The following is a 23,785-nucleotide window of genomic DNA, read 5'->3' on the forward strand; positions in this document are numbered from 1 at the left end:
CCCTTTTTATATCTGCCTGCTTTAGGATGGGCAGAAACCAAGTTATTATTCTTTCGTGAACTCCTTGGTACTTCTTACTGTATCGATGGGACGAACCAGTTTTTCGATATGATCTCTTTTCGGTTCCAAGAACGGTGGCAATGATAGCTTTTCTCCAAGTGTTTCATACGGCTCATCTCCCATGAATCCAGGACCATCGGTGGCAAACTCGAACAAGATTTGCGGTGCCACTCGTACATAAAGCGATTCAAAAAAGTGACGGTCAACATGACCGGATGTTTGGAATTGGAAGCTTTCCATACGTTCGATCCATTCCTCCAATACGGAACGGTCCTCAACGCGAAAGGCTGTATGGTGAACCGTACCGAAACCTTGGCGTGCTTGGGGCAGGTTTGAGTCATGCTCGACAATGACTTGTGCTCCATTTCCGCCTTCGCCTACTTCAAACAGATGAAATGCTCCATCTTGTTCCACTTCTTTGAATAAAAGTACTTTCTCCATCATTTCCTTAAAGTAGTCGAAGTTGGCAATCCGAATGAAAATCGGTCCTAATCCTGTGATTGCGTACTCAAGAGGTACCGGCCCTTTTTGCCATGGAATCCCTGATGCGACCCCTTTGTTGTTTTCATCCGATATCAATTGGTAGCGTTGATCATCAAAATCAACGAAGGATAAGGTCTTTTTACCAAATTGGGTTTGTATTCCTGTATGACTGACTTTAAACCTGTCAAAACGCTCCTCCCAATAATGCAAAGCGGCATCACTCGGAACGCGGAATGATGTTTTTGAAATTTCATTGGTCCCATGGACCCCCTTGGGAATACCCGGAAAGTCGAAGAAAGTCATATCCGTTCCCGGACCGCCAACATCATCAGCAAAAAACAGGTGATAGGTTTGGATATCATCTTGATTGACCGTTTTCTTGACTAAACGCATCCCCAATATATACGTGAAGAATTCATAATTTTTCTCTGCACTGCTTGTGATGGCCGTAACGTGGTGTATCCCTTTTAATCCATTCATCTACTTTTCCTCCTAATAAACGATATCAGCTTATGGATGTTCCGTTTTTCATCAATTCCCTACATTTTCCCTTCAAGCAGCCTCGAATATTCATTAAATATCTTTGAGATTTTTTAAGAGGACTATCTCGAATTAATATATCTCAACTTCAAAGTAATTTTATATAAAAAAAACACCTTTGTCAACATTCCGGTTCGACTTTTGGAACTTGATAAAGGTGCTGATGCTTTTTTTCTCATTAAACTTAACTAAATAACTTGGTCGATCAATTATTGACCGGCAAGGTGTGAATATGTTCCAAGTATGAATAAACTCGTCTATCACACTGAAAAGGGTAGTCATAATTCAATCGTTTCCCTACTAGCATTGCCGTTTGCTCAAAAGAACGGCATATGGAAAACAGTGCCTGCCATATACTCTCATCCCTTCCACCTGCATATGTGGACAGAAGTTGGGACCAGCTCTCTTCGGACAAAAATTTCTCCAAATATTTTCCGCATTTACCGACGCTAACGGAATAGTCGGTTTCAATGCCCACCTGCCATTCCAGCATTTGGATGAACATCTTCCTTATTTGGCCAAGATGTTCCTGAGCATAAAGAATTTCCTTTCGCCATAAACCTTTGGCTACATATGTCGAGACCCACCAAAACTCATTGCAGCAATCGTTATAAAGTTCAACGGTAGGTTTTTTCACCCAGTAATCCTCATCAGTAGGAGGAGGAAGTACGGGAAGACAGCCGGTTTTATCCATCAAGATGGTCGTTAGCTTATCCTCCCTGCAATATCTTTCTTTTTGCTCTATGGGAACCAATTGTAAATCAATCCGGTTTCCGTCCATGAACAGCATCAAATAAGAGAAGCGATCTCCTAAACTCGGCGGAAATAAACACATATCCTCCGGGGTCTGCAAGATGATCCTTTCACCAAAGTCATCTATCCAGCCAGGATTCAGTCTGAATGACTCGATATCCGAGACGAGATAGACGATATCATAATCTTGGAGCACATCTTTTGGGACACTCGCATTCGTTCGCGACCCATTCATGCAAACAGCGCGAATGCGATCATCACGTTCAGCGACATGGATGATCAATGACATCATCTCTTCTTCTGAGCGCATGAAACATACACCTCCCGTAAATGAATGATGCCTTTATCTTGCATTTAATAGGCAGCTAGGTCACGCAGTGCCTTTTCCACTTTTTCTGGATTCACCATGAAGGACTTTTCCAATGCTGGCGAATATGGCATGGCAGGTACATCAGGCCCAGCCAGTCTCATGATGGGGGCATCCAAATCAAAGAGGCAATTTTCCGCAATAATCGCAGACACTTCACTAATGATGCTTCCTTCTTTATTATCCTCCGTGATTAAAAGCACTTTTCCCGTTTTTGCGGCTGCTTCAATGATCGCCTCTTGATCCAGAGGATAAACGGTTCTTAAGTCAAGTATATGAACGGAAATGCCGTCACTGGCCAGCTTCTCCGCTGCTTGTAGTGCAAAATGAACACAAAGGCCGTATGTAATCACGGTTACATCATCACCTTCACGCTTGATATCCGCTTTTCCAATCGGTAAAACATAATCATCGTCAGGCACTTCCTCTTTAATTAAACGGTAAGCACGCTTATGTTCAAAGAACAGGACCGGATCCTCATCGCGGATGGCCGCCTTCAATAATCCCTTCACATCATAAGGAGTGGACGGCATGACGATTTTCAGCCCCGGTTGATTGGCAAAAATCGCTTCGACGGATTGCGAATGATATAGAGCCCCATGTACCCCTCCGCCATAAGGGGCCCTGATGACGATAGGACATTGCCAGTCGTTATTTGACCGGTAGCGGATTTTTGCCGCTTCCGATATGATTTGGTTGATTGCAGGCATGATGAAATCGGCAAATTGCATTTCCGCAATCGGCCTCATCCCATACATCGCCGCTCCAATGCCAACTCCGGCGATGGCCGATTCAGCAAGCGGGGTGTCAATGACACGCTGTTCCCCGAATTGTTCATACAAACCTGATGTCGCCTTAAACACGCCGCCTTTCCTTCCAACGTCCTCTCCTAGGACAAATACACGGGAATCTCGTTCCATTTCTTCACGTATCGCCATTATCACTGCATCTATATATGATATTACAGCCATCTTCTTTCCTCCTTACTCATTAGCATAAACGTATTTTGAGAGTGTATCTTCCGTTGCAAATGGAGCTTCTTCTGCATAATCAGTCGCTTCGTTTACAACTTTCATTATTTCATCATTGATTTGTTTTTCCATTTCGTCATCCATGACCCCTGTGGCCTTTAAATAAGCACCAAATGTAATGATCGAATCTATTTTTTTTGCCTCCGATACTTCATCGGCCGACCTGTATTGACTGTCATCATCATCGCTTGAGTGAGGTGTAAGCCTGTAGGAAACCGCCTCGATCAAGCTCGGCCCTTCACCGCGCCTGCCTCTATCGGCCGCTTCCTTCACCGCCAGGTATACTGCGATCGGATCGTTTCCATCGACCGTCACTCCTGGCATGCCATACCCAATGGCACGATCTGACACCTTCCCACAAGCCAATTGTCTCTCCAGCGGGATGGAAATCGCATATTGATTATTTTCGCACATCAAAATTACCGGAAGTTTGTGAACACCAGCAAAATTCGCACCTTCATGGAAGTCACCTTGGTTTGATGAACCTTCTCCAAATGTGACGAAGGAAACGATATCTTGTCCTTCCATTTTTGCAGCGAGGGCAATCCCTACAGCATGCGGCACTTGAGTCGTCACTGGTGAAGAACCCGTCACGATCCGGTTTTTCTTTTGTCCGAAATGCCCTGGCATTTGCCTGCCTCCTGAATTTGGATCTTCGGCTTTTGCAAAACTGGATAACATTAAATCCCTCGCTGTCATCCCAAACGCTAAAACGACTCCAAGATCGCGATAATATGGAAGAACGTAGTCCTTTTCACGATTCAATGCAAACGCCGCCCCCACCTGAGAGGCTTCCTGCCCCTGACAAGAAACGACAAATGGAATCTTACCAGAACGGTTCAGCAACCACATCCGTTCATCTATACGTCTTGCCAGCAACATCACTTTAAACATCTCAAGCACATCCTCATCACTGAGTCCAGCCTGTAGATGACGGTTTTCTACCATATGTCATCATCCTCCTAAACAATATGTAACATTAGATTTCACGATAAATATCTTCAAAAAAATAGCGAATTGTTATATTATCTACTGTTATTACCTGGTACTAATTCTACACATTAATATCCTACCACTTTTTCGCTCATTTTTTCAACTAATTCACTTTCTAAAGATATCAATTTTTATTTAATTAAACTAAGGGTTCGACCATTCATGGGCATACTAAAGTCAATCGCGGTGACAGTGGAAATAATGAAAATAGATAACGATTGGCTTATGGACTTGACTATATGCGGAAATAGTTGTAAATTTTAATGATTCAAAAAAATAACTGTTCGTTTTGGAACAGTTCGAAAAAGAAAGAATGTGATGTACTTTGGAGACTGAAAATCAAAAATTGATGCGTTCCGCACAACTTTTACGTTCATTTTGGAATGTGCAGAAAAATATCATGCGAATCGTCCAAAAAACAGCAGTAGAATACGGATTATCCGTTCCGCAATATTCTATTTTGATGACCATTATCCTTTACAAAGAGATGACGCAAAAAAATGTTGGGGAAAAAACATTTCTTCCCAAAAGCACACTAAGCCAATCGGTCGATGGTCTTGTACGTGCAGGCCTGCTCCATCGTGAGCCAGTGGAGGGGAACCGTCGTGAGATTCAGCTGACCATCACCGAAAAAGGAAAAAATCTATTGAAAACGATTCATTTGCATGAAGGCAGCATTCACCAATCCTTTCAAGCGGTCGTTGAAAGGCTCACTGAAGAACAATTTGAAGGATTGATTGGGACACATCTTCAAATTACAAATTATTTAGATGCGCAAGCAATAGAACAAGGAGAGTGTTCAAAATGATAAAAATACTGAAAAACTTATCCATTTATAAATGGCTTATTTCAGCAGTTTTCGGGCTCGTCTTTATCCAATCGATGTCCGACCTTTTCTTACCGACACTAATGGCCGATATTATTGACAAAGGTGTCGTCCCTGGAGACACTCCCTACATCTGGAAAATAGGTGGGTTAATGCTGTTAGTTTCAGCACTAGGGGCCTGTGCTTCCGTTATCGCAAGTTACTATTCTTCGAAAGCCGCAATGGGAATGGGACGCGATATCCGCTTAAAAGTCTTTAATCATGTTGAAAAATTTTCATTACAAGAATTTGACGAAATCGGTACCGCGTCCCTCATTACCCGAACGACCAATGATATAACTCAAGTCCAGCAAGTGGTTATTATGATGCTGCGCATGGTCATCAGTGCACCCATTATGTTAATTGGCGGAGTGATTATGGCCGTTTCGAAGGATGCCAAATTATCACTTGTCATCGTCGTCACAATGCCTGTGTTGATTGGTTCGATCCTGCTCATTCTATATAAGGGTGTCCCTCTTTTTCAGTTGGTGCAAAAACGTTTGGACCGTTTGAACCTTGTATTACGAGAAAATTTAACCGGGATTCGCGTAGTTCGTGCCTTTAATCGTGAAAACCAGGAAAAGGAACGGCTTAAGAAAGCGAATAAGGATTTGACAGATGTCTCGATAAAAGTCAATAAAATCATGGCATTCATGATGCCAATTATGATGCTTGTCATGAACTTGACGGTTGTTGGAATCATTTGGTTTGGCGGAGTTCGGATTGATAACGGCGCTATGCAGATCGGGGACTTAATGGCATTTATCCAATACGTGATGCAAATTATGTTCGCACTCGTCATGGCTTCCATGATGTTCGTTATGATTCCACGTGCGGCCGTGTCGGCAACTCGGATCAACGAAGTCCTTGATATGGAACCTTCATTCCTAGATGAAGGCACGGAAAAGGCAGATCGTGACCACGGCACCCTTGAATTTGAACATGTTACGTTCAGTTACCCAGGAGCGGAGGAACCTGCCCTATCGGATATTAGTTTTTCCGCAAGACCTGGTGAAACCACCGCAATCATCGGAGGAACAGGCTCAGGGAAATCAACGCTCGTAAATTTGATCCCCCGCTTTTATGATATTTCAAGTGGGTCCATTCGCGTCAATGGTGTTGATATTCGTAATGCCCCACAAGATGAAGTTCGTTCCAAAATTGGCTTTGTGCCACAAAAGGCCATCCTCTTTACGGGGACCATCGCTGACAACATTCGGTTCGGAAAACAAACGGCCACCCAGGAGGAAATTGACCATGCGGCCCGTATCGCCCAGGCGGAAGATTTTATAAGTAAATTGAAAGACGGCTATGATGCAGAAATCGAACAAGGTGGATCAAACCTTTCAGGTGGCCAAAAACAACGACTCTCGATTGCAAGGGCAATCATTCGAAAACCGGACATTTATATATTCGATGATAGCTTTTCCGCTCTTGATTTCAAGACAGATGCCAAACTTCGTGCAGCATTGAAAGATGAAACGAAGAATGCGACCGTATTACTCGTCGCACAGCGTGTTAGTACAGTCGTGGATGCTGACAGAATCATCGTTTTAGACAAAGGGCACATTGTCGGCATTGGGACACACCAAGAGTTGCTTAGCACAAACGACATATATCGTGAAATCGCCTTATCACAGCTCTCAGAGGAGGAAATTGCATGAGTAACCGAAAAAAACCTCAAAGCGGCGGTCAGATGGGGCACGGTCCTGGCGGCGGTAACATGATGATGATGGGTCAAAAAGCAAAAGATTTTAAAGGAACACTACGACGGCTTTTGGCCTATTTAAAACCGCGGCGCAACAAATTGATTGCCGTGTTCATCGCTGCCATCATGAGTACGATTTTCATGATTGTCGGACCAAAAATAATGGGTACGGCGATTACGGAATTATTCGAAGGGGCTTACGGTAAATACCAAGGAATACCGGGAGCTGCTATTAACTTTGATAAAATCGGCCAGATCCTCCTGCTACTTGCTGGCCTCTATGTCTTAAGCAGCCTTTTCAATTATGTACAACAATACATTATGTCCAGCGTTGCCCAAGATACGGTCTATGATTTACGGGAAGATGTTAATAAAAAGCTCGAGAAACTTCCCCTTAAATATTTTGAAGGCCGTCCGAACGGAGAAACACTTAGCAGAATGACAAATGATATTGATACAATCGGGAGCACCCTTCAACAAAGCTTAACCCAATTTATCACATCGATTGTAACAATATTGGGCATTATCATTATGATGCTCTCTATCAGCCCGTTATTGACACTAATTTCCATCATCAGTTTACCTTTATCAATATTTGCAATCCGGCCCATTTTAAAAAGATCCCAAAAACATTTTGCCGATCAACAGCGTACACTTGGAGAATTGAACGGGCACATTGAAGAAATGTATACGGGCCATCAAGTCGTTAAAGCATTCGGACATGAAAAAAAGGCAAGTGCCCAATTTACAAAGGTAAATGAAGAATTATATAAAGCGGGAAGCAAGGCGCAGTTCATATCTGGAATTATCATGCCCTTGATGTTTTTTATCGGGAATTTGAGCTATGTTCTCATCAGCGTTGTCGGCGGAATATTGGTTACCCAACGTTCTATTTCAATAGGTGATATCCAAGCATTCATCACATATTCAAAGCAGTTCACCCAGCCGATCACCCAAACGGCAAACATCGCAAACATCATTCAGTCCACTGTTGCAGCAGCTGAGCGCGTTTTTGAGCTACTTGATGAAGAAGAGGAAATAAAAGAAAAGACCACGGCTCATTTAAATAGAGCAAACGGTGCTGTCACCTTTGAACATGTAGACTTTGGGTATGGTGACGACTTGTTAATGAAGGATATGAACATCGAGGTGTTGCCTGGACAGACGGTCGCAATTGTAGGACCGACCGGTGCTGGGAAAACGACGATGATAAATCTTTTGATGAGATTTTATGAACTCAATGGCGGAAAGATCAAGATCGATGGTCTTGATACTAGAAATATGTCCCGAAGTGATCTTCGTCGGAACTTCGGGATGGTTCTTCAAGATACCTGGCTCTTTAATGGTAGTATTAAGGACAATATCGGTTATGGAAAAGATGGAGCAACAGATGACGATATTTTTGCCGCGGCCCGCATGGCACATGCCGACCATTTCATTCGAACACTGCCAGATGGATATGAGACAGTTTTAAACGAGGAAGCATCGAACATCTCACAAGGACAAAAGCAGCTTTTGACAATCGCACGAGCTGTGCTTGCAGATCCACCGATCATGATATTGGATGAAGCGACATCAAGTGTGGACACTCGGACAGAAGTCTTTATCCAAAAGGCGATGAACCGGCTGATGGAAGGACGAACAAGTTTTGTCATTGCCCATCGTCTTTCTACCATAAAAGATGCTGATTTGATTCTTGTTATGGATCAAGGGAAAGTAATCGAACAAGGAACACATTCACAACTTTTAGAGGCATCCGGTTTCTACGCAGACCTTTACAATAGCCAATTTTCTGAAAGTGTAGCAGGATAATATAAAAAACGGCTCGATTTCAACTTGAAATCGAGCCGTTTTTATTTATTTCCACAACCAGCTTAAGCCTTTAACCAATGCTTATTCATAAAGCTAAACTACCCTCGTACCCATTGTGATCACCGAAAATGACCTAAGCCTCTCTACTTCAATGAAAGGTTTAGGTCATTTCCTGTGGAAAATCAGTTCTTCCGGGACATTTTCATAGCGAATGAGTACATATCCGATCGGAATATCCCTTTATAATATTCTACTAAGTTACCATCAGAATCAAAAATCATCCGTTCCGTAATCAGCAGGCACATCGTTTCGGGTATACCCAAATGCTCTGCATCTTCTTTAGTCGGAAATCCACAGGTAATGATCTGTTCCGCTTCACAAAAGTTAATGTTTAAATCTCCTTCGAGTGCATCATACAATACTGTGGTACTTAAATCGAATTGGGTCAATTTTTTCCCTAGTTCCAAAGAATAATAATGCAATTCAATGGCTATGGGGACATCCCCCTGTAAACGCAACCTTTTGATTTGGTACGATTCATCCTCAAACCCATTTGCATCAGCTATATTTTCAGGTGTCCATACACGGCCATGATCAAGTAATTTAATTCCCATGCTTTTTGTAGTTTCAGTGAAACTTATCATCTTAAGCCATTCCTGTACAGGTTTAAGGGATACGAACGTTCCCTTGCCATGCCTTTTTTCCAATATCCCCTCACGGACCAGGATGGAAACTGCTTCCCGTACAGTGCTCCTGCTGACAGAATACATATCCATGAGTTCCCTTTCACTCGGAATTTTGTCCTTATAATAACCATCCAAAATCTGATTTTCCAATATAGTTTTTAATTGAGCATGTAAAGGGAGTGGATTATTAAAGTCTAACTCCATAAAATTTCCTCCAAACAAATAAAGACATTGTAATGTTCGTATCAGTTCTTTTATTGTAAACCAAATAGTTATAATATTCAAACACGGCAGCAGTTCACACTTCCTTGCCACAATTCGTGTTCAGGTGTAAATAACCGTTTCATTTTTATGTAGTCAAAAGCCCTGAATAGCAACGGCCATTCAGGGTAGATCTTTTTTTGGTATCAAGGGGGATAACAATGGAAAGCTTCCATACATATATTAAACGAAAAAGTACGATATGATGGAAAGGAGCAAAGAAGTAATGGTCATGGCTATAAGGGGACGCATGGCTTTTGTGCGAAGTGCCTGCAGGCTTACATTCAGTCCTAGACCGATCATGGCCATTGTCAAAACAAAAGTGGTCGTTTTAGAGATACCTTCCATTACGGCAGGTGATACTGTAATATAAGTTCCAAACACATAGCTCCCGATTAAACTCATGATAATAAAACCAACGAGAAACCATGGAAAATCAATTTTTGCTTCACGGCCCGTTTTATCCTTTGTCCGCTTTTTCATCCAATACATAAAAATGAAACATAATGGGATAAGTAAAAAAACACGGCCCAATTTGGCAAGGAGTGCAATCGCTAGCGCATCTTCACCTGCAGGCGCCCCTGCCAAAGCAACATGGGCGATTTCATGAAGACTGATCCCTGACCATATACCGTAAGCCACATCCGATATCGGAAGAATCGGACGTATGAGGGTGTATATGATAGAAAATAGTGTTCCCATTAAAGCGATGATCCCGACGCCTATGGCTGTATCTTCTTCCTTAGCTTTCACGATGGGAGAAATTGCCGCGATGGCTGCTGCGCCGCATACCCCTGTTCCTACCGCAAGCAGAAGGGAAATGGATATATCCGCCTTTAACCACTTTGCAATCAGGACCATTACGACGATGGCAAATGTTACTGTCCCTATGTCACGTACCAACAATGGCAAACCCTGATTGAAAATCACATCGATATTTAATTTCAACCCGTATAAAATAATGGCAAAACGCAATAGTTTTTTTGCGGAAAATTCAATCCCAGTCCGGAATTTTTCTGGATATCCCGCGATTTGACGATAAATAACGGCGATGATGATCGAGCACGCAAGAGGTCCTATTCGATTGAATCCTGAAATTTCAGATAGCCCCAAGCCTAATAGGGCGATAAAAAAAGTGAAGGCGATACCGCTCAACCATAACAGCTTGCTATTTCGAAGCGGTGATTTCAATTTTTTCGGCTCCTCAATGGATTCTCCCAGTGGCTCATATTTTTCTAATTCCATATATTCCTTCCCCCTTTCCATCTAGCAAAGACTTTCAACAGCTAATATACGGGTCATCCCATCCTTTCAATCGTTTGAAAAAGATCAGTTTCTTCTATATTAGTAGGAGAATAACCTCTGATGAAATACTCGACTTCCCCTAAAAAAGGCAAGCTCGGATTATGGTTCCCCCACAATTCCGGAACGGCTAGAGTCTGGGAACGATGGGACCTTAGGGCACGAATCTTTTTCTGTAAAGTTCCTGTTATATTCACTGTTGTGATACTGCCCTGCCCGTTTTTATTTAGCCAATCCTTATAAAAAGCGTACCAAAGGACAAAGTACAGACTATGGATCTTAAAAGCCGGAAAAACGGGATCTGGATAAAAATCGGGATCACCGGAATTTAGAAAAGCATATTCGGCAGCACGGCCAATCGCACAATGGTCGGGGTGTCCCCCATATTTTTCATGGAACGTTACGAGTGCATCCGGTTGAACTTCACGAATCACCTTTATGATTCTCTCCGCCAATAAATCGATCGATTCAAATTCAATCGTTTTATCCCTTACATGTAAAAATCGCAGGTCTTTGATCCCTAATTCTTCACAAGCGCTTTTTAACTCCCTTACCCTAAGTCCAGGCAATGACTCCCTTGTTGTAAGAATGGGATTTCCCATGCGTCTGCCCATTTCGCCTTTTGTCGCACATAACAAAGTTATTTGAATACCACGCTCTGACATTTTGGCAATGGTTCCGCCACACAGAAATGATTCATCATCGGGATGTGCAAGTACCACTAATAACCTGCGCTGTGTTTGCATAGTTCCTCCTAATTGGTATTGTCCAGATCCTATAGGGTTTGGCCCTACATAAAATAAAAACATGGACATGGATGTCAAAACAACTAGACATATCATGCCCACCTTCTTTAATTGGTTACGGTATGTCTCTAGGGACAATCACCTTTTACGGGTTAGCATAATCCATATAAAACGGATTTTACTGTTTCAATGACAAAATCTACATCTTCATTTGTTGAAGATAAAGGCGGTGCGATGATCAATACATTCCCATAACCAGGAACTGTATCTCCGTTACGGCCGATGATAAGCCCTTTAGCCTTACATGAACCTATTACTTTTCCCATGAATTCATCGGAAACTGGCGTTTTTGATTTTTTATCTTCCACTAATTCAATTCCATATAAAAATCCAACTCCGCGTACCTCCCCGACCTTATCAAGGGCTGTCAATTCAAAGAGCTTACTTAACTTAGTTGCACTTAGTTCGGCAACTCTTTGAACAATCCTTTCTTTTTCGATGATTTCAATATTCTTAAGAGCCACTGCACATGAGGCAGGATGGCCTCCATATGTTGACACATGCCTAAAGTGATTTAAATCACCATCACCTTTGAATTTATCATAAATCCTTGAATTCACCGCTGTTGCCCCAAGTGGAAGATATCCACTGGTCAAACCCTTTGCCATCGTTACAATATCTGGCTGAACCCCATCTGAATGCATGAACCCGAACATTTTTCCAGTTCTTCCAAAACCTGAAACCACCTCATCCACAATTAAAAGTACATCATGCTTCTTACAGATTTCAGCAACTTTTGTTAAGTATTCTTTTGAAGGAATAAGGACCCCTCCACCAGAGATGAATGGTTCAAGAATAACGCCAGCTACCGTTTTGGAGCCTTCAAAGTTAATAACCTGATCGATATAATCCGCTGCAAGAAGGTCGGAGTTTTCAACGTTTTCCCCAAACGAACTACGAAAACTGTAAGGCGGCGGCACATGGAGGAAACCTGGAACACCTGGGTCATATTTCTCTCTCCGATTCGCTTGTGCCGTTGCGCTTAATGAGCCAAACGTATTACCATGATAAGCTCGATACCTAGAAATGAATTTATATTTCCCAGGGTTTCCATTTTGAGAATGATATTGACGAGCGATCTTGAATGCGGCCTCATTCGCCTCCGATCCACTGTTCGTAAAAAAAGTTGTATACGAACCCTTTAAGTGTTCACTTATTTTTGCCGATAATTCGATGGCCGGCTTATGGCTTAACGTTAAAGGGAAATAAGATAAGTTAATCATTTGTTCATAGGCTGCCTGGGCGATTTCTTTCCGTCCGTGGCCCAGATTCAAGCACCATAATCCGGAAACTCCATCTAAATATTTATCTCCTTTAGTATCCGTGAACCATGAGCCGGCTCCTTCCGTAGCCATCATGGGAGCATCCTTTTCATTATAGCGATGCATTGCATGCCATAAATGATCTTTATCCATTTGAACAAGGTCTTTCGTTTCAGTTTCCAACTTCACAATAGAACCTCCTTATTATTCATTGAACGCGATTAAGTTACGTTCCCATGCAGTAACAGACTCTTAATAAAATACAACCAAGCGGTGAATCGCGATGACACACACACATCATCAAGTCATCGCGCCACCTTTACACTCTTTTCACACTCTCATTTATCCCAGTTTTTATGATCTAAATGAGAATATTTTTCTAGTAATCTAGTAGGCATTTTTAATGCATCTTTTCTAAATGGAGGAGCTAACTGTGTTCCATCCACTTGGATGTCAATGACAGTCGGTTTGTTTGATTTTATTGCTTTTTCTATGGCAGACCCTAATTCCTCAGGTTTTTCCACTCTAATACCTACTGCACCCATCGATCGTGCAACTTCTGCAAAATCAGGATTTTGGATATCCGCTCCTACAAAACGGTTATTATAGAAATCCACTTGGTTCTTTTTCTCTGCGCACCATGCATTATTATTGAAGACGCACGCGATGACTGGGATGTTTTCTTCAACGGCCGTACTCACTTCATGTAAGCTCATCCCCCATGCACCATCTCCAACAATGGCTAAAACGGGCGTATCCGGCTCAGCTAACTTGGCACCTAGAGCGGATGGGTAAGCAAATCCTGTATTCCCGAATGTAAGCGCAGCGATATGCCTTCTGCTCTGGTTGAATTTCAAGTAAGCGTTTGCAGTTGACGATACATTACCGATATCAGTAGTGACGATGGCATTTTCAGGCAACACCTTAGTCAATTCCAAAAGGGCTCGACGCGGATTGATCGGTGTTCCATCGATCATCGCAAGTTTGACCAATTCTTCTTCCCATTTTTGTTTTTCATTCGTTACTTCGACTATCCGATGTTTTACTTGTTTTACGTTAGGTTTGTTTGCCTTCAAACGTTTCAGGATTTCACGACTCGCCTCACGGGCATCCCCGATGATTCCAACTTCGACGGGATGTGTTCTGGCAATTTGCCTTGGGTTAATATCTACTTGGATGATTTGGGCATCTTTAGGGAAATAATCAATGTCATAGCATGGTAACGTACCAAATACTGATAACCTTGTACCAACCGCCAATATGACGTCCGCTTTCTTAAGAGTATTCATCGCCGCCTTTGAACCCATGTAACCGATCGGGCCGACTGATAATGGATGTTCAGAAGGAAAAGCATCATTATGCATATAGGAGACAGCTACCGGAGCTGTTAAATATTCTGCAATATTCTTAATTTCTTCAATGCCATCGGAATCAACCGTTCCCCTGCCGGAAATAATCACGGGATACTCGGCCTCAGCCAAAATTTCCGCTGCTCTATCCAAGGATGCAGAAGACCCGCAACCTCTTTCATCTACGCGATATTGATGTGGTTTTAGTATTTGATCTTCCACTTCACCATAGAAGTAATCACGGGGGATATCGAATAATACCGGTCCCCTCTCGGCATAGGCAATCCGAAATGCTGTCCTAAGGCAATCAGCGACCCGGCCTGGGTGTGTCACTCTCACCGTTTCTTTCGTGATGGCCTTGAAGATGGAAACTTGATCACATTCCTGAAAACCATCCCACCCAACCGTTGGTGTGCCAGCTGAAGGAGAGATGACTACCATTGGAGTATGAGCTTGATTGGCCGCTGCAACGGAGGTGACCATATTGGTCATTCCCGGTCCGTTTTGCCCGATGACAACCCCGGCAACACCTGAGACACGACAATAGGCATCTTCCATATGTGCTGCACTTTGTTCATGGCGGACACCTATGAAACGGATGCCTGCAGTTGGCAATAAATCAAGCATATCCATGAAGGCAGATCCCAGTATTCCCGAGATATGTTTAACTCCCTCGGCCACTAGCGTCTCAACGATTGCTTCACTTGGTGTCATTTTAACTTTCGTTCCCCTTACCGTTTTTGTTTCGACCATAGCGCATTCTCCTTAATTATGTTTATTTCTGATAACGACGTTACGACGTCCGTACCAGTTATAAGATGTATAATACTCCCATTTTATCAAACAGTCAATAAATAAATTGAATTTTTTGAACATTTAAGTTTCCCCATTCATGCAGTACTTCATGAACAAATGTCTACTTAACTAATAAACGTATCCTTTTTTTCGGTCAATCTGTAGTCGATCCTATCAATGATCTCCAATAAATCGCCTATTTCATCAATCACGAAATCGGCACCTGCATGAAGAAAACGGTTTTCAGCAGTTTTCATACGGGATTGCAGCTCATAAGGGTCCATTTCGTTGATTTCTGTTTCTGAAAGGCCAATTTCACTGCTGCCTTTCAATACGGCAACCGTCCACATTCCCGCAGAAATGCCTTCTTTGATGTCACTGATCGTATCGCCGACTTTAACGATTTTACTGAGTGGATATACTTGGAGATCCATTGCCGTCTTAAAGCACATCCAAGGTGCAGGCCTTCCTGCAGGCACTTCGTTGGAAGCAACGATGGAATCTGGTTGATAACCCCATATTTTCGCCTCTTCTTTAACAATATTAATCATTTCACGAGTATACCCTGTTGTCGAACCGATTTTTATTCCTTGCTGCCTTAAACGCCTGACTAATTCAATTACGCCAGGTATAGGTTTGGCATTCTCCTTGAGAACCTTTAAAAGCAAAGCCTCAAAGTCCTTATATAATGATTCAAGATTTCTTTCGTCCGGTTCTTTCGCGAATTTAGCTATCCATAAATTCCTGATTCGAGTCATGTTCAAGAGTTCCCTTATATGATCCAATTTCAATAAACCCATGGGCTCCCTTGCTTCCTCGATGGTAATTTCAATATCCCTTATCCTAAATATCTCGACAAATGCGTCAACCGGCGCCAAACAACCATAATCCACCGTCGTTCCTGCCCAATCGAATATTACTGCCTGTACCTCGTTCCGTTCTTTTGCATTTCCCAAGCCAGTCCCCTCTCCCTTCTCCATCTCTTTCCCTCTCAAAAAAACATAATGTGATGGATCCGAATATACCGTACATTCATTTCACTTCTTTCAAAAATAACTGTAAATCTTCTATCGCTGCTTTAGAGAGTTCCTCGATTTTTTCTGTGTCTTTTTCAGGATTTCCTGACTCCCCGATTAATGGGTAAAGATTTTTCTCAATTCGTTCATACCAGTCGGGAAAATCATCTTCCACTTGCTTCTCTATCGAATCCCAGTCGGAACTGACCTTTTCACCCAGTTCTTGAATTTTTTCTGGATCTGCCTCGGCATTTACTTCTGTTACCAAAGCATTTATTGATTGAACGACTTCGGCGACACCAGTTTCAATACCTTCTGCATCCTGGGTCTCTGCTGCATTTTTATCGGACATCTCTTTTGCAACCGGATTTTTTTCTTGGTTGTGTTCGTCCGATTTTATCGTATTGTTACAGGCTGACAGCAGCAACATGGCGCCAAAGATGAGCCCATTGGTAAATGAACGGGAAACATTCAAGATAATCCCTCCATCATTATTCTAAAAGACAATGCCGCCTCATGCTTGTTGGTACATGGCACTCTTTTTTCTATGGGTTTCATATTCTAGTTGAAAAGTGCTTGAAGAAGTTTATCTGAGGAATAACTTAGAAGTATACGAAACAATCTGTACTATAGTTAAATTGAGTCTATTCTGGTTTAGTGCCACTGCTAAAAACTATAACTTTTCGGAATTTGGGGCACCATGAACCATATTTAATTCACTCTCCATATATTTCGCTTTTCTTCGTCGAATGAAAAAGAAAGAACAAATTACGATCAAACTAAATAGCATGGTAAAGATAAACTGAGGACGCTGGGAATCGATAAATGCCATCAATATGATCACGGAAACCATGGAAAGAATGGTTGCGTACGTTAAATATGGGAATAGCCACATCTTGATCTTGAATACCCCGGGATTTTCTTTCTCCATCCTCTTCCTTAATCGGAGATGGGATACCGCAATCGATAAATAGACAAGTATTCCGACCCCACCCGAGGAATTCACTAAAAAGAAAAAGATTTTATCAGGTGATACGTAACTGAAAATGGTGCTGATGAAGGCAAATAATGTAGAACCGATGACAGCAAGAATAGGGACACCGTTCTTGCTCACCCTTGAGAATAGCTTTGGTGCATCACCCTTTTGTGCAAGCGAGAATAACATACGGGAGCTTGTATATAATCCGGAATTCAAACATGAAAGCAATGCAATGAGAATCACTATATTCATGATCAGGGCAGCAGAAGGAATTCCTAGCATTTCAAGTACGGCAACAAACGGACTTTTCAGCAAGGAAGCCGAATTCCATGGTAAAAGGGTCACTAGTACGGCAATGGATCCGATATAGAAAATCAGGATTCTCCAAACCACACTGTTCAATGCACTTCTTACTGATTTAACTGGATCACTCGTTTCACCAGCCGCAATTGCAGGAATCTCCACTCCTACAAAAGCATGGAAAACAATGGCGACACCGACAAGTACCGAGCTTATCCCATTTGGAATAAAACCGCCAAAGTTCAAAAGGTTGGAGGTACCGGGTGGTTTTATCGATGGGATAAAACCTAAAATCACTGCAACGCCCAGACACAGAAATAAGATGATACTGATTATTTTAATGATGGAAAACCAGTATTCAAACTCACCAAACGATTTAACGGAAAAAATATTCGTCAGCTTCAAGAGAATAATCAGAGAGAGACTTATGACCCAGACCGGAACGGAAGGAACCCAGCCATGTATGATGGCAGCTCCTGCCGTCGCTTCCAATGCAATTACGATAACCCAAAAGAACCAATATAACCAACCAGTGGTGAAACCGGCCCATTCACCGATTCCTTCTCTTGCATAAACCGCAAATGATCCAGTATTGGGATTTACGGTTGCCATTTCCCCAAGCATTCTCATGACTAAAACAACGATCAAGCCTGCCAAAACATATGATAAAATCGCTCCGGGGCCCGTTTGACCAATAATGATACCGCTTCCTACGAATAAACCAGCACCGATGACTCCACTCAATGATATCATCGTTAAATGTCTTTGTTTCAGACCTGGTTTCAGTTCTTCTTGTTGATGTTTCATACCCTCCACCAACTTTCAATATTTTGGGGAATCAACTAAAGATAATCACTACATCAATGTAAAAGTAAAGATTTCGCTTTCTGTCCCTAACATTTTCACAAGGAAAGTGGAGCTTGGAACCTCGGCCTATTCAAACAACTCAGGATGTGACTCTATGACTATTCCCCCTTCCTATTATCCAATTCTGTAAGAGGAAATAACATCACTACGTCATGACGTTAGTACCACTTACTATGTGTATAATACACTCTGATTTTTTTAAAGTCAATTGAAAATCAGAATATTTAGATAACTAAATGAAATCGTAGTTGCAATGTGTGGAGAGCCTACATACAACATCCTTCAAAGGTGTCTTCTTTCTTTCGCTCTGGAAGTTTCATCCTTTGTATGATCCTTATCTGCCTTTAGCGAATTTTGCTTTCTATCCAGCATTTTCTTTAAAAAGTATGAAAAGAGCAAGGTAAACGCAACACCCTTCATGATTGATGAATAACCGTAAACAAGGAGCCCTAGGACCAGTACAATTAGATTTATAATCCTTATTGTCACTGCAATATCTATTTTTTCATTTTTATGATGTAAAATCAGCGCGATTACATCAAAACCAACAGTAGAGGCATTTGCTGTTATACATAGATAGTATCCTACCGCAATCAAAATCGACGATATTAGAACGACTAAAACGATATTCCAGTCAATACGTATATTCAGTGAATAAAAAATATTGAAAAACAACATATAACTAAGCGAACTTACTATCGACTTAACAAAGTACTCTTTACCTAAACATACTAAACAAATGATTAACAATAATCCGGTAACTAAATTAGCCAGCAAGGCAAGGTCATAGCCCGATAAAGCATTCAATAACAACGCAGAGCTAGTTACGCCCCCATTGATAATTTCATTGGGCACGATTAAGCAAGCATAAGCAAAGGTCATGGAAATGTTTCCTGCAATAATTTTCATGAAATCTTTCATGAGTACTCACCTTTCCTTTCATATCGATTTGAACCTCGATATGTATTTATACTGTTATGATAAAATCAACATTCATTACTCCATCGACTTATTTCGAATCATTCAGGATTTTACGTTGCTAGAGTTAAATTGCAGGTTTTTTGATCGAGTGCCGTTCTAAATTCAGGTGATTACAATTATTCGCTATTAAGAATCCTCGCTCCTTCAAAAAAATAAATAAACATGCCCTGGGTTAAACTTGACATGTTTATGCATCTTATCCGGCATTGACTGAAAACCCATTATGGATGCTTGGAATTGTTGCTTTATTGTCCTTATCATTTCTCAAAAAGTATTATTTTGCCCTCAAAAAAGTTGAGGGGATTACCCGCCTCAACTTTTTTGAATTCCTTTAAATATTTCCTAAGAAATGTTTTTTTAAAAAAAGATTGGTAGCTGCCTTTCAAATTACAGATAGAGCTGCTCCCTCTCTCATAAGCCTTTTTCTATAAACCAGGTTGGACAGCTGGACACTCATTTCATAAAGCATAAGCAAAGGGATGATGACCAAAATATCCGAAATGATGTCAGGCGGCGTAATCACGATAGAAATGATAACAAGAGCGAAGTAAGAAATCTTGCGTGATTTTTTCAGCACAGTCGGATTGATGATTCCTAATCTGGTCAGGAACATGACCACAAGCGGCATTTCGAATAAAACTCCAAATGGCAGGATCAAATTAATCATGAACCGAAAATATTTTTCCGCAGTGAACACTATTTCGAACTGCCCCGCGGATAGGGAGGTGAGGAAACCTAGCACGATGGGAAACAACACAAAATAACCGAATGAGATGCCGGTTATGAATAAGATGAACAACCCAGGGATGAAACGGAATGTCACTTTTCTCTCTTCGGGTTTCAACGCAGGCGCTACAAAACGCCATAACTGATAGGCAGCCAGCGGTATCGTTGCAGCGATTGAGCTAACCGCAGCGATCATCATATATATCCAGAGGATATCACTTGGTCCAAGCACGGCAAGCTTCCCGTCCATATCCTTAATGAGCACCTCATAAATATCCTGTACGAAAATGAAACTCACTATGAAGGCAGCGACAAATCCTATCAGCGTTTTAATGATTCTGCTTCGGAGCTCTTCCATATGCTCCATAACATGTACTTTCTTGCTCCCCACCTTCACCACTCCTTTTCAAGAATCCCGTTATTGATCGATGGCTTCATCAAAGGCTTACATTTCCCGATTGCGATAAGCAAAAGAAGCGGGCGAGCCTTTCCACCCGCTTTATCTCTTCATCCTTTTTTTAATGCTGCCTTTTTCTCATTTTCATCCTCTTTATCTGAATCATTCATCAATCCTTTAGTTGCGCTTTTGAACTCGGTTAAAGTACGACCGAAGGCACGGCCGATTTCCGGCAGCTTCGACGGTCCAAAAATGATCAATGCGATCACGAGAACGATGACTAGTCCGGGTATCCCAATATTAGAAAGCATCCAAATTCACTTCCAATCCTTTTTCAATATATTTTTTGCATACAATTTTCCTTTGACGCTTCATCAATTCGTGACTTTGCCTCGCTGCTTCATTTTTTGCTTTTCATGTGCTCGACCATGTGCGCGCGTCCGGTCCTCCTCGACTTCGCTCGTTTTTTTGACACCATCCGTTACCGGGGCGGCTGCCACCTTTCGTAGGCCCGCTTGGTCTTTATCAAAAACGAAGGAGGCCCTTGTCGATATGTCGGCTCCTGGTTCGGTGACGAATGGGACTACGCGATAATCCGCCTTCCATTGTTCAGGTGTTACTTGACAACGGACATAACCGCGGTAATCATTAAAAAACTTAATATGAGAATTCTGACTTAGGATTTTATCCGTATCGGAACGCACATCTGCCCCATTGCCCCCGGATGTGATGGATGTACCGACAAACTCCACGCCGAAAATGCGCGAATTGGGATCGTTGAAGTCCTGTTTCAAATTGGCTGCCCAGCTTGCATGTACATCGCCGGTCAATACAACCAGATTTTCGATGTTGCTGCTTTTTATGACATCTATCAACCGGTCACGTGCGGCAGGGTATCCATCCCAGGAATCCATGCTGAATTTCGGCGCGGCAGGCGTTCCATAATTCCGCTGGGCAAAGAAAATTTGCTGCGGCAGCACGTTCCACTTCGTTTTTGAATTTGAAAGACCATCCGTCAGCCACTGTTCCTGCTCTGGTCCGAGCAAGGTGCGCTTCGGATCAAGAGATTCAGGGGTTTGCGGTGAGCTGGTGTCGCCATTTGCCTGATCATCCCTGTATTGACGTGAATCAAGTACAAAGAATGAAGCAAGATCACCATATGAGAAATTCCGGTATAAGCGCATATCGGCTCCTTTAGGCAATGACGATTTACGAAGGGGCATATGCTCATAATAAGCTTGATAGGCAGCTGCCCTTCGCTTGATGAACGCCTGGACGGATTGTCCCTTTTCCGGGATGACATTTGCATAATTATTTTCAACTTCATGATCATCCCAAGTCACGACCCATGGAAATGCAGCGTGTGCCGCTTTTAAATGAGTATCGGAGCGGTATTGGGCATATCTATTCCGATAATCCTCAAGAGTGATGATCTCGGGACTGTTATGTACTCGAACATTACCTGTTGTGGCAATATATTCATTTGGCCCGTATTCATATATGTAATCGCCAAGGTGAAAGACAAGATCCAGATCTTCTTTTGCCAAATGCTTGTAAGCCGTATAATATCCATGCTCGAATTGCTGACAAGAGACAAAGGCGAAGGACAGGCTCGAAATAGTTGAACCAATTGACGGAAGTGTTTTCGTCCTCCCGATCTGACTTACTTCCCCGCCGCTTTTAAACCGGTAATAATAGACCTTATCCGGTTTTAGCCCGCTTACATCCACATGCACCGAGTGTCCAAGCTCAGGTTTGGCTACTTCCTTACCCTGCTGGACAATTTTCCTGAAATGCTCATCCTTGGCCACTTCCCATTTAACGGAGATGGATTCATTGGGCATTCCCCCTCCATTCAACGGATCCGGTGCCAGCCTTGTCCATAAGACCACACCATCCGGGAGCGGATCACCCGAGGCTACGCCGAGGGTAAAGGGATAATCACTGAACTTAGGGGCTGCATTCACTTCAATCCCGCCCATTGACTGGGCAAGGGCTAGACCTAATGAAAGCCCGGCAAGCTTGCTTGCTCCCTCGATAAAATCCCGGCGGTCCATATTCTTACCTAGTTCGCTCCAATTCTTCATTAAATCTTCCATTGCTCTCTCATTATTCATGGGTCTTTCCCTCCTAATAGTTGAATCTGCTTCAAGTATAGAAGGATTTTTTTAATGGTATATGAAGAAGTGTTAAACAATGAATTCCTCATTTAGGGATTTACATTCATGACTTTTGGTACCTGCGATACTAAAGCAATACTGATGTTCACTCCAATATTGACATCGACCTACCTACCCCTTCACATCATGACAGTCCTTCGTCCTATTTTTCTTCATGAATCATTAATTGAATCATTACAAATAACAAATGGATATTGGGTCAAATGCAGGACCCAAAAGGCTGTTGCTGTCATTACAAAGGCTTGAACAATATTTAAATAAGTAAATACTTAACTTTTCATTTAAAAACATCCTAATTTATGTAATAATAGAATTTATACCAAAAAAATAGTACTCGAGGGATTTTGCATTGGATAGTATGGAAGCATTACATGAAAAAATCGAGATATTGAGGAAAGAATTAATAACCACCGCATTAAAGTATGGATTCACTGCACCAAACACTTTACATATTAGTCAGGAATTAGATAAACTATTGAATTTACTAGGGCATGAAAAAGAAATGATTGGTTTTCAGCAAATGTAAAACAAACATATAAATTGCAGTTTACGTGATTCACCAAAGAAGATCATGCAGCTGCTTCTCCTAGACAATATCTCCTCATCTTTTCTTGGATCAACTATACAAGAGACCTCCTGTATGCATAATGGTCCTGTTTCGGTTCATAAGACTTGAACACGAACTGAATTCAATGGAAATAACGAACCCGACATCAAGGAGAGCGGACAATGAATGATAAAGATATATTAATGAAGGAATTACAAGAGCTAAAAACTTCACTTGAACATGAGGTAAGACGTGTCACGAAAATAATCGATCATTTAACACGAGAAAATGAAACGAAACCCCCGACGGAAGATGGCCACATACATATGGAAATATCGAATGAACAGGACTTGTTCTCTTTAGTTAAAGTGCAAATGCAGAAAAAGATCAGCAAGCCAAGTTACGAAACATGGTTTAAAGATGTGTTCGTATCATCGGATGAAAATGGCCTAATGACATTAGTTGCACCTAATGAATTCGCCAGAGATTGGTTAGAAGAGCGCTACGGTGAATCGATAAAATCCTCACTTAAGGATATCAGCGGCAAAGATTACGAGATCCGGTTCATTGCGAAATAAGGCAACTACAAGATAAAGAAACGAAGATCCCATAAGGCTCCTTCGTTGGTATGATTCCCCGATTGAAATTACAGGCAGCCAACAGGCTGTTTTTTTTGAACTTAAAATGCCCACAGTTCATTTAGTCGTCAGATCGAATCC

Annotated in this window: 21 protein-coding genes; 5 read left to right on the plus strand and 16 right to left on the minus strand. The window is 42.0% G+C overall.

What is annotated here, in order from left to right; all coding sequences use genetic code 11:
- Window positions 1-45: 45 nt before the first annotated feature.
- From CVN76_RS18195 to CVN76_RS18210, 4 genes are all read right to left on the minus strand, one after another.
- The gene (locus CVN76_RS18195) at window positions 46-1,023 is read right to left on the minus strand and encodes a ring-cleaving dioxygenase (protein WP_100532438.1); all 978 of its coding nucleotides are present in this window, start codon (window positions 1,021-1,023) and stop codon (window positions 46-48) included.
- A gap of 265 nt (window positions 1,024-1,288) precedes the next feature.
- Window positions 1,289-2,146 carry an aminoglycoside 6-adenylyltransferase gene (locus CVN76_RS18200; protein WP_100532439.1) on the minus strand — a complete coding sequence of 286 codons (858 nt, stop codon included), beginning with the start codon at window positions 2,144-2,146 and terminating at the stop codon, window positions 1,289-1,291.
- A gap of 44 nt (window positions 2,147-2,190) precedes the next feature.
- The gene (locus CVN76_RS18205) at window positions 2,191-3,174 is read right to left on the minus strand and encodes an alpha-ketoacid dehydrogenase subunit beta (protein ID WP_100532440.1); all 984 of its coding nucleotides are present in this window, start codon (window positions 3,172-3,174) and stop codon (window positions 2,191-2,193) included.
- A 12-nt stretch (window positions 3,175-3,186) separates the two neighbouring features.
- Window positions 3,187-4,182, minus strand: a complete 996-nt coding sequence (locus CVN76_RS18210; protein ID WP_100532441.1) for a thiamine pyrophosphate-dependent dehydrogenase E1 component subunit alpha — start codon at window positions 4,180-4,182, stop codon at window positions 3,187-3,189.
- A 370-nt stretch (window positions 4,183-4,552) separates the two neighbouring features.
- Between CVN76_RS18210 and CVN76_RS18215 the strand changes: the two genes are divergently transcribed.
- From CVN76_RS18215 to CVN76_RS18225, 3 genes are read left to right on the plus strand one after another with little or no spacing between them, the layout of a single operon-like run.
- Window positions 4,553-5,035: a MarR family winged helix-turn-helix transcriptional regulator gene (locus tag CVN76_RS18215; RefSeq protein ID WP_100532442.1), complete on the plus strand. Its 483-nt coding sequence runs from the start codon at window positions 4,553-4,555 to the stop codon at window positions 5,033-5,035.
- A complete protein-coding gene (locus CVN76_RS18220; RefSeq protein WP_100532443.1) occupies window positions 5,032-6,756 on the plus strand; it encodes an ABC transporter ATP-binding protein in 1,725 nt (574 codons plus the stop codon). The genes CVN76_RS18215 and CVN76_RS18220 overlap by 4 nt, the downstream gene beginning before the upstream one ends.
- On the plus strand, window positions 6,753-8,612 hold the full coding sequence (locus tag CVN76_RS18225; protein WP_100532444.1) for an ABC transporter ATP-binding protein: 1,860 nt from the start codon (window positions 6,753-6,755) through the stop codon (window positions 8,610-8,612). The genes CVN76_RS18220 and CVN76_RS18225 overlap by 4 nt, the downstream gene beginning before the upstream one ends.
- 182 nt (window positions 8,613-8,794) lie before the next feature.
- Here the strand turns inward: CVN76_RS18225 and CVN76_RS18230 are convergent, their stop codons facing one another.
- The 12 genes from CVN76_RS18230 to CVN76_RS18285 form a co-directional block, all read right to left on the minus strand.
- Window positions 8,795-9,502: a GntR family transcriptional regulator gene (locus CVN76_RS18230; protein ID WP_100532445.1), complete on the minus strand. Its 708-nt coding sequence runs from the start codon at window positions 9,500-9,502 to the stop codon at window positions 8,795-8,797.
- A gap of 240 nt (window positions 9,503-9,742) precedes the next feature.
- Window positions 9,743-10,804 (minus strand): YeiH family protein, encoded by a 1,062-nt coding sequence (locus tag CVN76_RS18235; RefSeq protein ID WP_100532446.1) that lies wholly within the window; start codon window positions 10,802-10,804, stop codon window positions 9,743-9,745.
- Window positions 10,805-10,857: 53 nt separating this feature from the next.
- On the minus strand, window positions 10,858-11,607 hold the full coding sequence (locus CVN76_RS18240; RefSeq protein ID WP_157805701.1) for a PIG-L family deacetylase: 750 nt from the start codon (window positions 11,605-11,607) through the stop codon (window positions 10,858-10,860).
- A gap of 152 nt (window positions 11,608-11,759) precedes the next feature.
- Window positions 11,760-13,118, minus strand: a complete 1,359-nt coding sequence (locus CVN76_RS18245; protein ID WP_100532448.1) for an aminotransferase — start codon at window positions 13,116-13,118, stop codon at window positions 11,760-11,762.
- 149 nt (window positions 13,119-13,267) lie between these two features.
- Window positions 13,268-15,031, minus strand: a complete 1,764-nt coding sequence (gene xsc / locus CVN76_RS18250; RefSeq protein WP_100532449.1) for a sulfoacetaldehyde acetyltransferase — start codon at window positions 15,029-15,031, stop codon at window positions 13,268-13,270.
- 167 nt (window positions 15,032-15,198) lie between these two features.
- Window positions 15,199-16,053: a phosphonoacetaldehyde hydrolase gene (phnX, locus tag CVN76_RS18255; protein ID WP_100532450.1), complete on the minus strand. Its 855-nt coding sequence runs from the start codon at window positions 16,051-16,053 to the stop codon at window positions 15,199-15,201.
- A gap of 52 nt (window positions 16,054-16,105) precedes the next feature.
- Window positions 16,106-16,564 (minus strand): hypothetical protein, encoded by a 459-nt coding sequence (locus CVN76_RS18260; protein ID WP_100532451.1) that lies wholly within the window; start codon window positions 16,562-16,564, stop codon window positions 16,106-16,108.
- Window positions 16,565-16,762: 198 nt separating this feature from the next.
- Window positions 16,763-18,175 carry an amino acid permease gene (locus CVN76_RS18265; protein WP_061141599.1) on the minus strand — a complete coding sequence of 471 codons (1,413 nt, stop codon included), beginning with the start codon at window positions 18,173-18,175 and terminating at the stop codon, window positions 16,763-16,765.
- A gap of 342 nt (window positions 18,176-18,517) precedes the next feature.
- Window positions 18,518-19,156: a YitT family protein gene (locus CVN76_RS18270; protein WP_100532452.1), complete on the minus strand. Its 639-nt coding sequence runs from the start codon at window positions 19,154-19,156 to the stop codon at window positions 18,518-18,520.
- A gap of 442 nt (window positions 19,157-19,598) precedes the next feature.
- Complete coding sequence (tatC, locus tag CVN76_RS18275) at window positions 19,599-20,333, minus strand: twin-arginine translocase subunit TatC (protein WP_100532453.1); 735 nt, start codon at window positions 20,331-20,333, stop codon at window positions 19,599-19,601.
- 116 nt (window positions 20,334-20,449) lie between these two features.
- A complete protein-coding gene (locus CVN76_RS18280) occupies window positions 20,450-20,650 on the minus strand; it encodes a twin-arginine translocase TatA/TatE family subunit (RefSeq protein WP_100532454.1) in 201 nt (66 codons plus the stop codon).
- A gap of 63 nt (window positions 20,651-20,713) precedes the next feature.
- The gene (locus CVN76_RS18285; protein WP_100532455.1) at window positions 20,714-22,456 is read right to left on the minus strand and encodes an alkaline phosphatase D family protein; all 1,743 of its coding nucleotides are present in this window, start codon (window positions 22,454-22,456) and stop codon (window positions 20,714-20,716) included.
- 421 nt (window positions 22,457-22,877) lie between these two features.
- Here CVN76_RS18285 and CVN76_RS18290 point away from each other — a divergent pair, with 421 nt between their 5' ends.
- Together CVN76_RS18290 and CVN76_RS18295 are read left to right on the plus strand one after the other, a co-directional pair.
- A complete protein-coding gene (locus CVN76_RS18290) occupies window positions 22,878-23,045 on the plus strand; it encodes an aspartyl-phosphate phosphatase Spo0E family protein (RefSeq protein ID WP_100532630.1) in 168 nt (55 codons plus the stop codon).
- A gap of 203 nt (window positions 23,046-23,248) precedes the next feature.
- A complete protein-coding gene (locus CVN76_RS18295; RefSeq protein ID WP_100532456.1) occupies window positions 23,249-23,644 on the plus strand; it encodes a DnaA N-terminal domain-containing protein in 396 nt (131 codons plus the stop codon).
- Window positions 23,645-23,785: the final 141 nt, after the last annotated feature.

The organism is Bacillus sp. mrc49 (assembly GCF_002803435.1).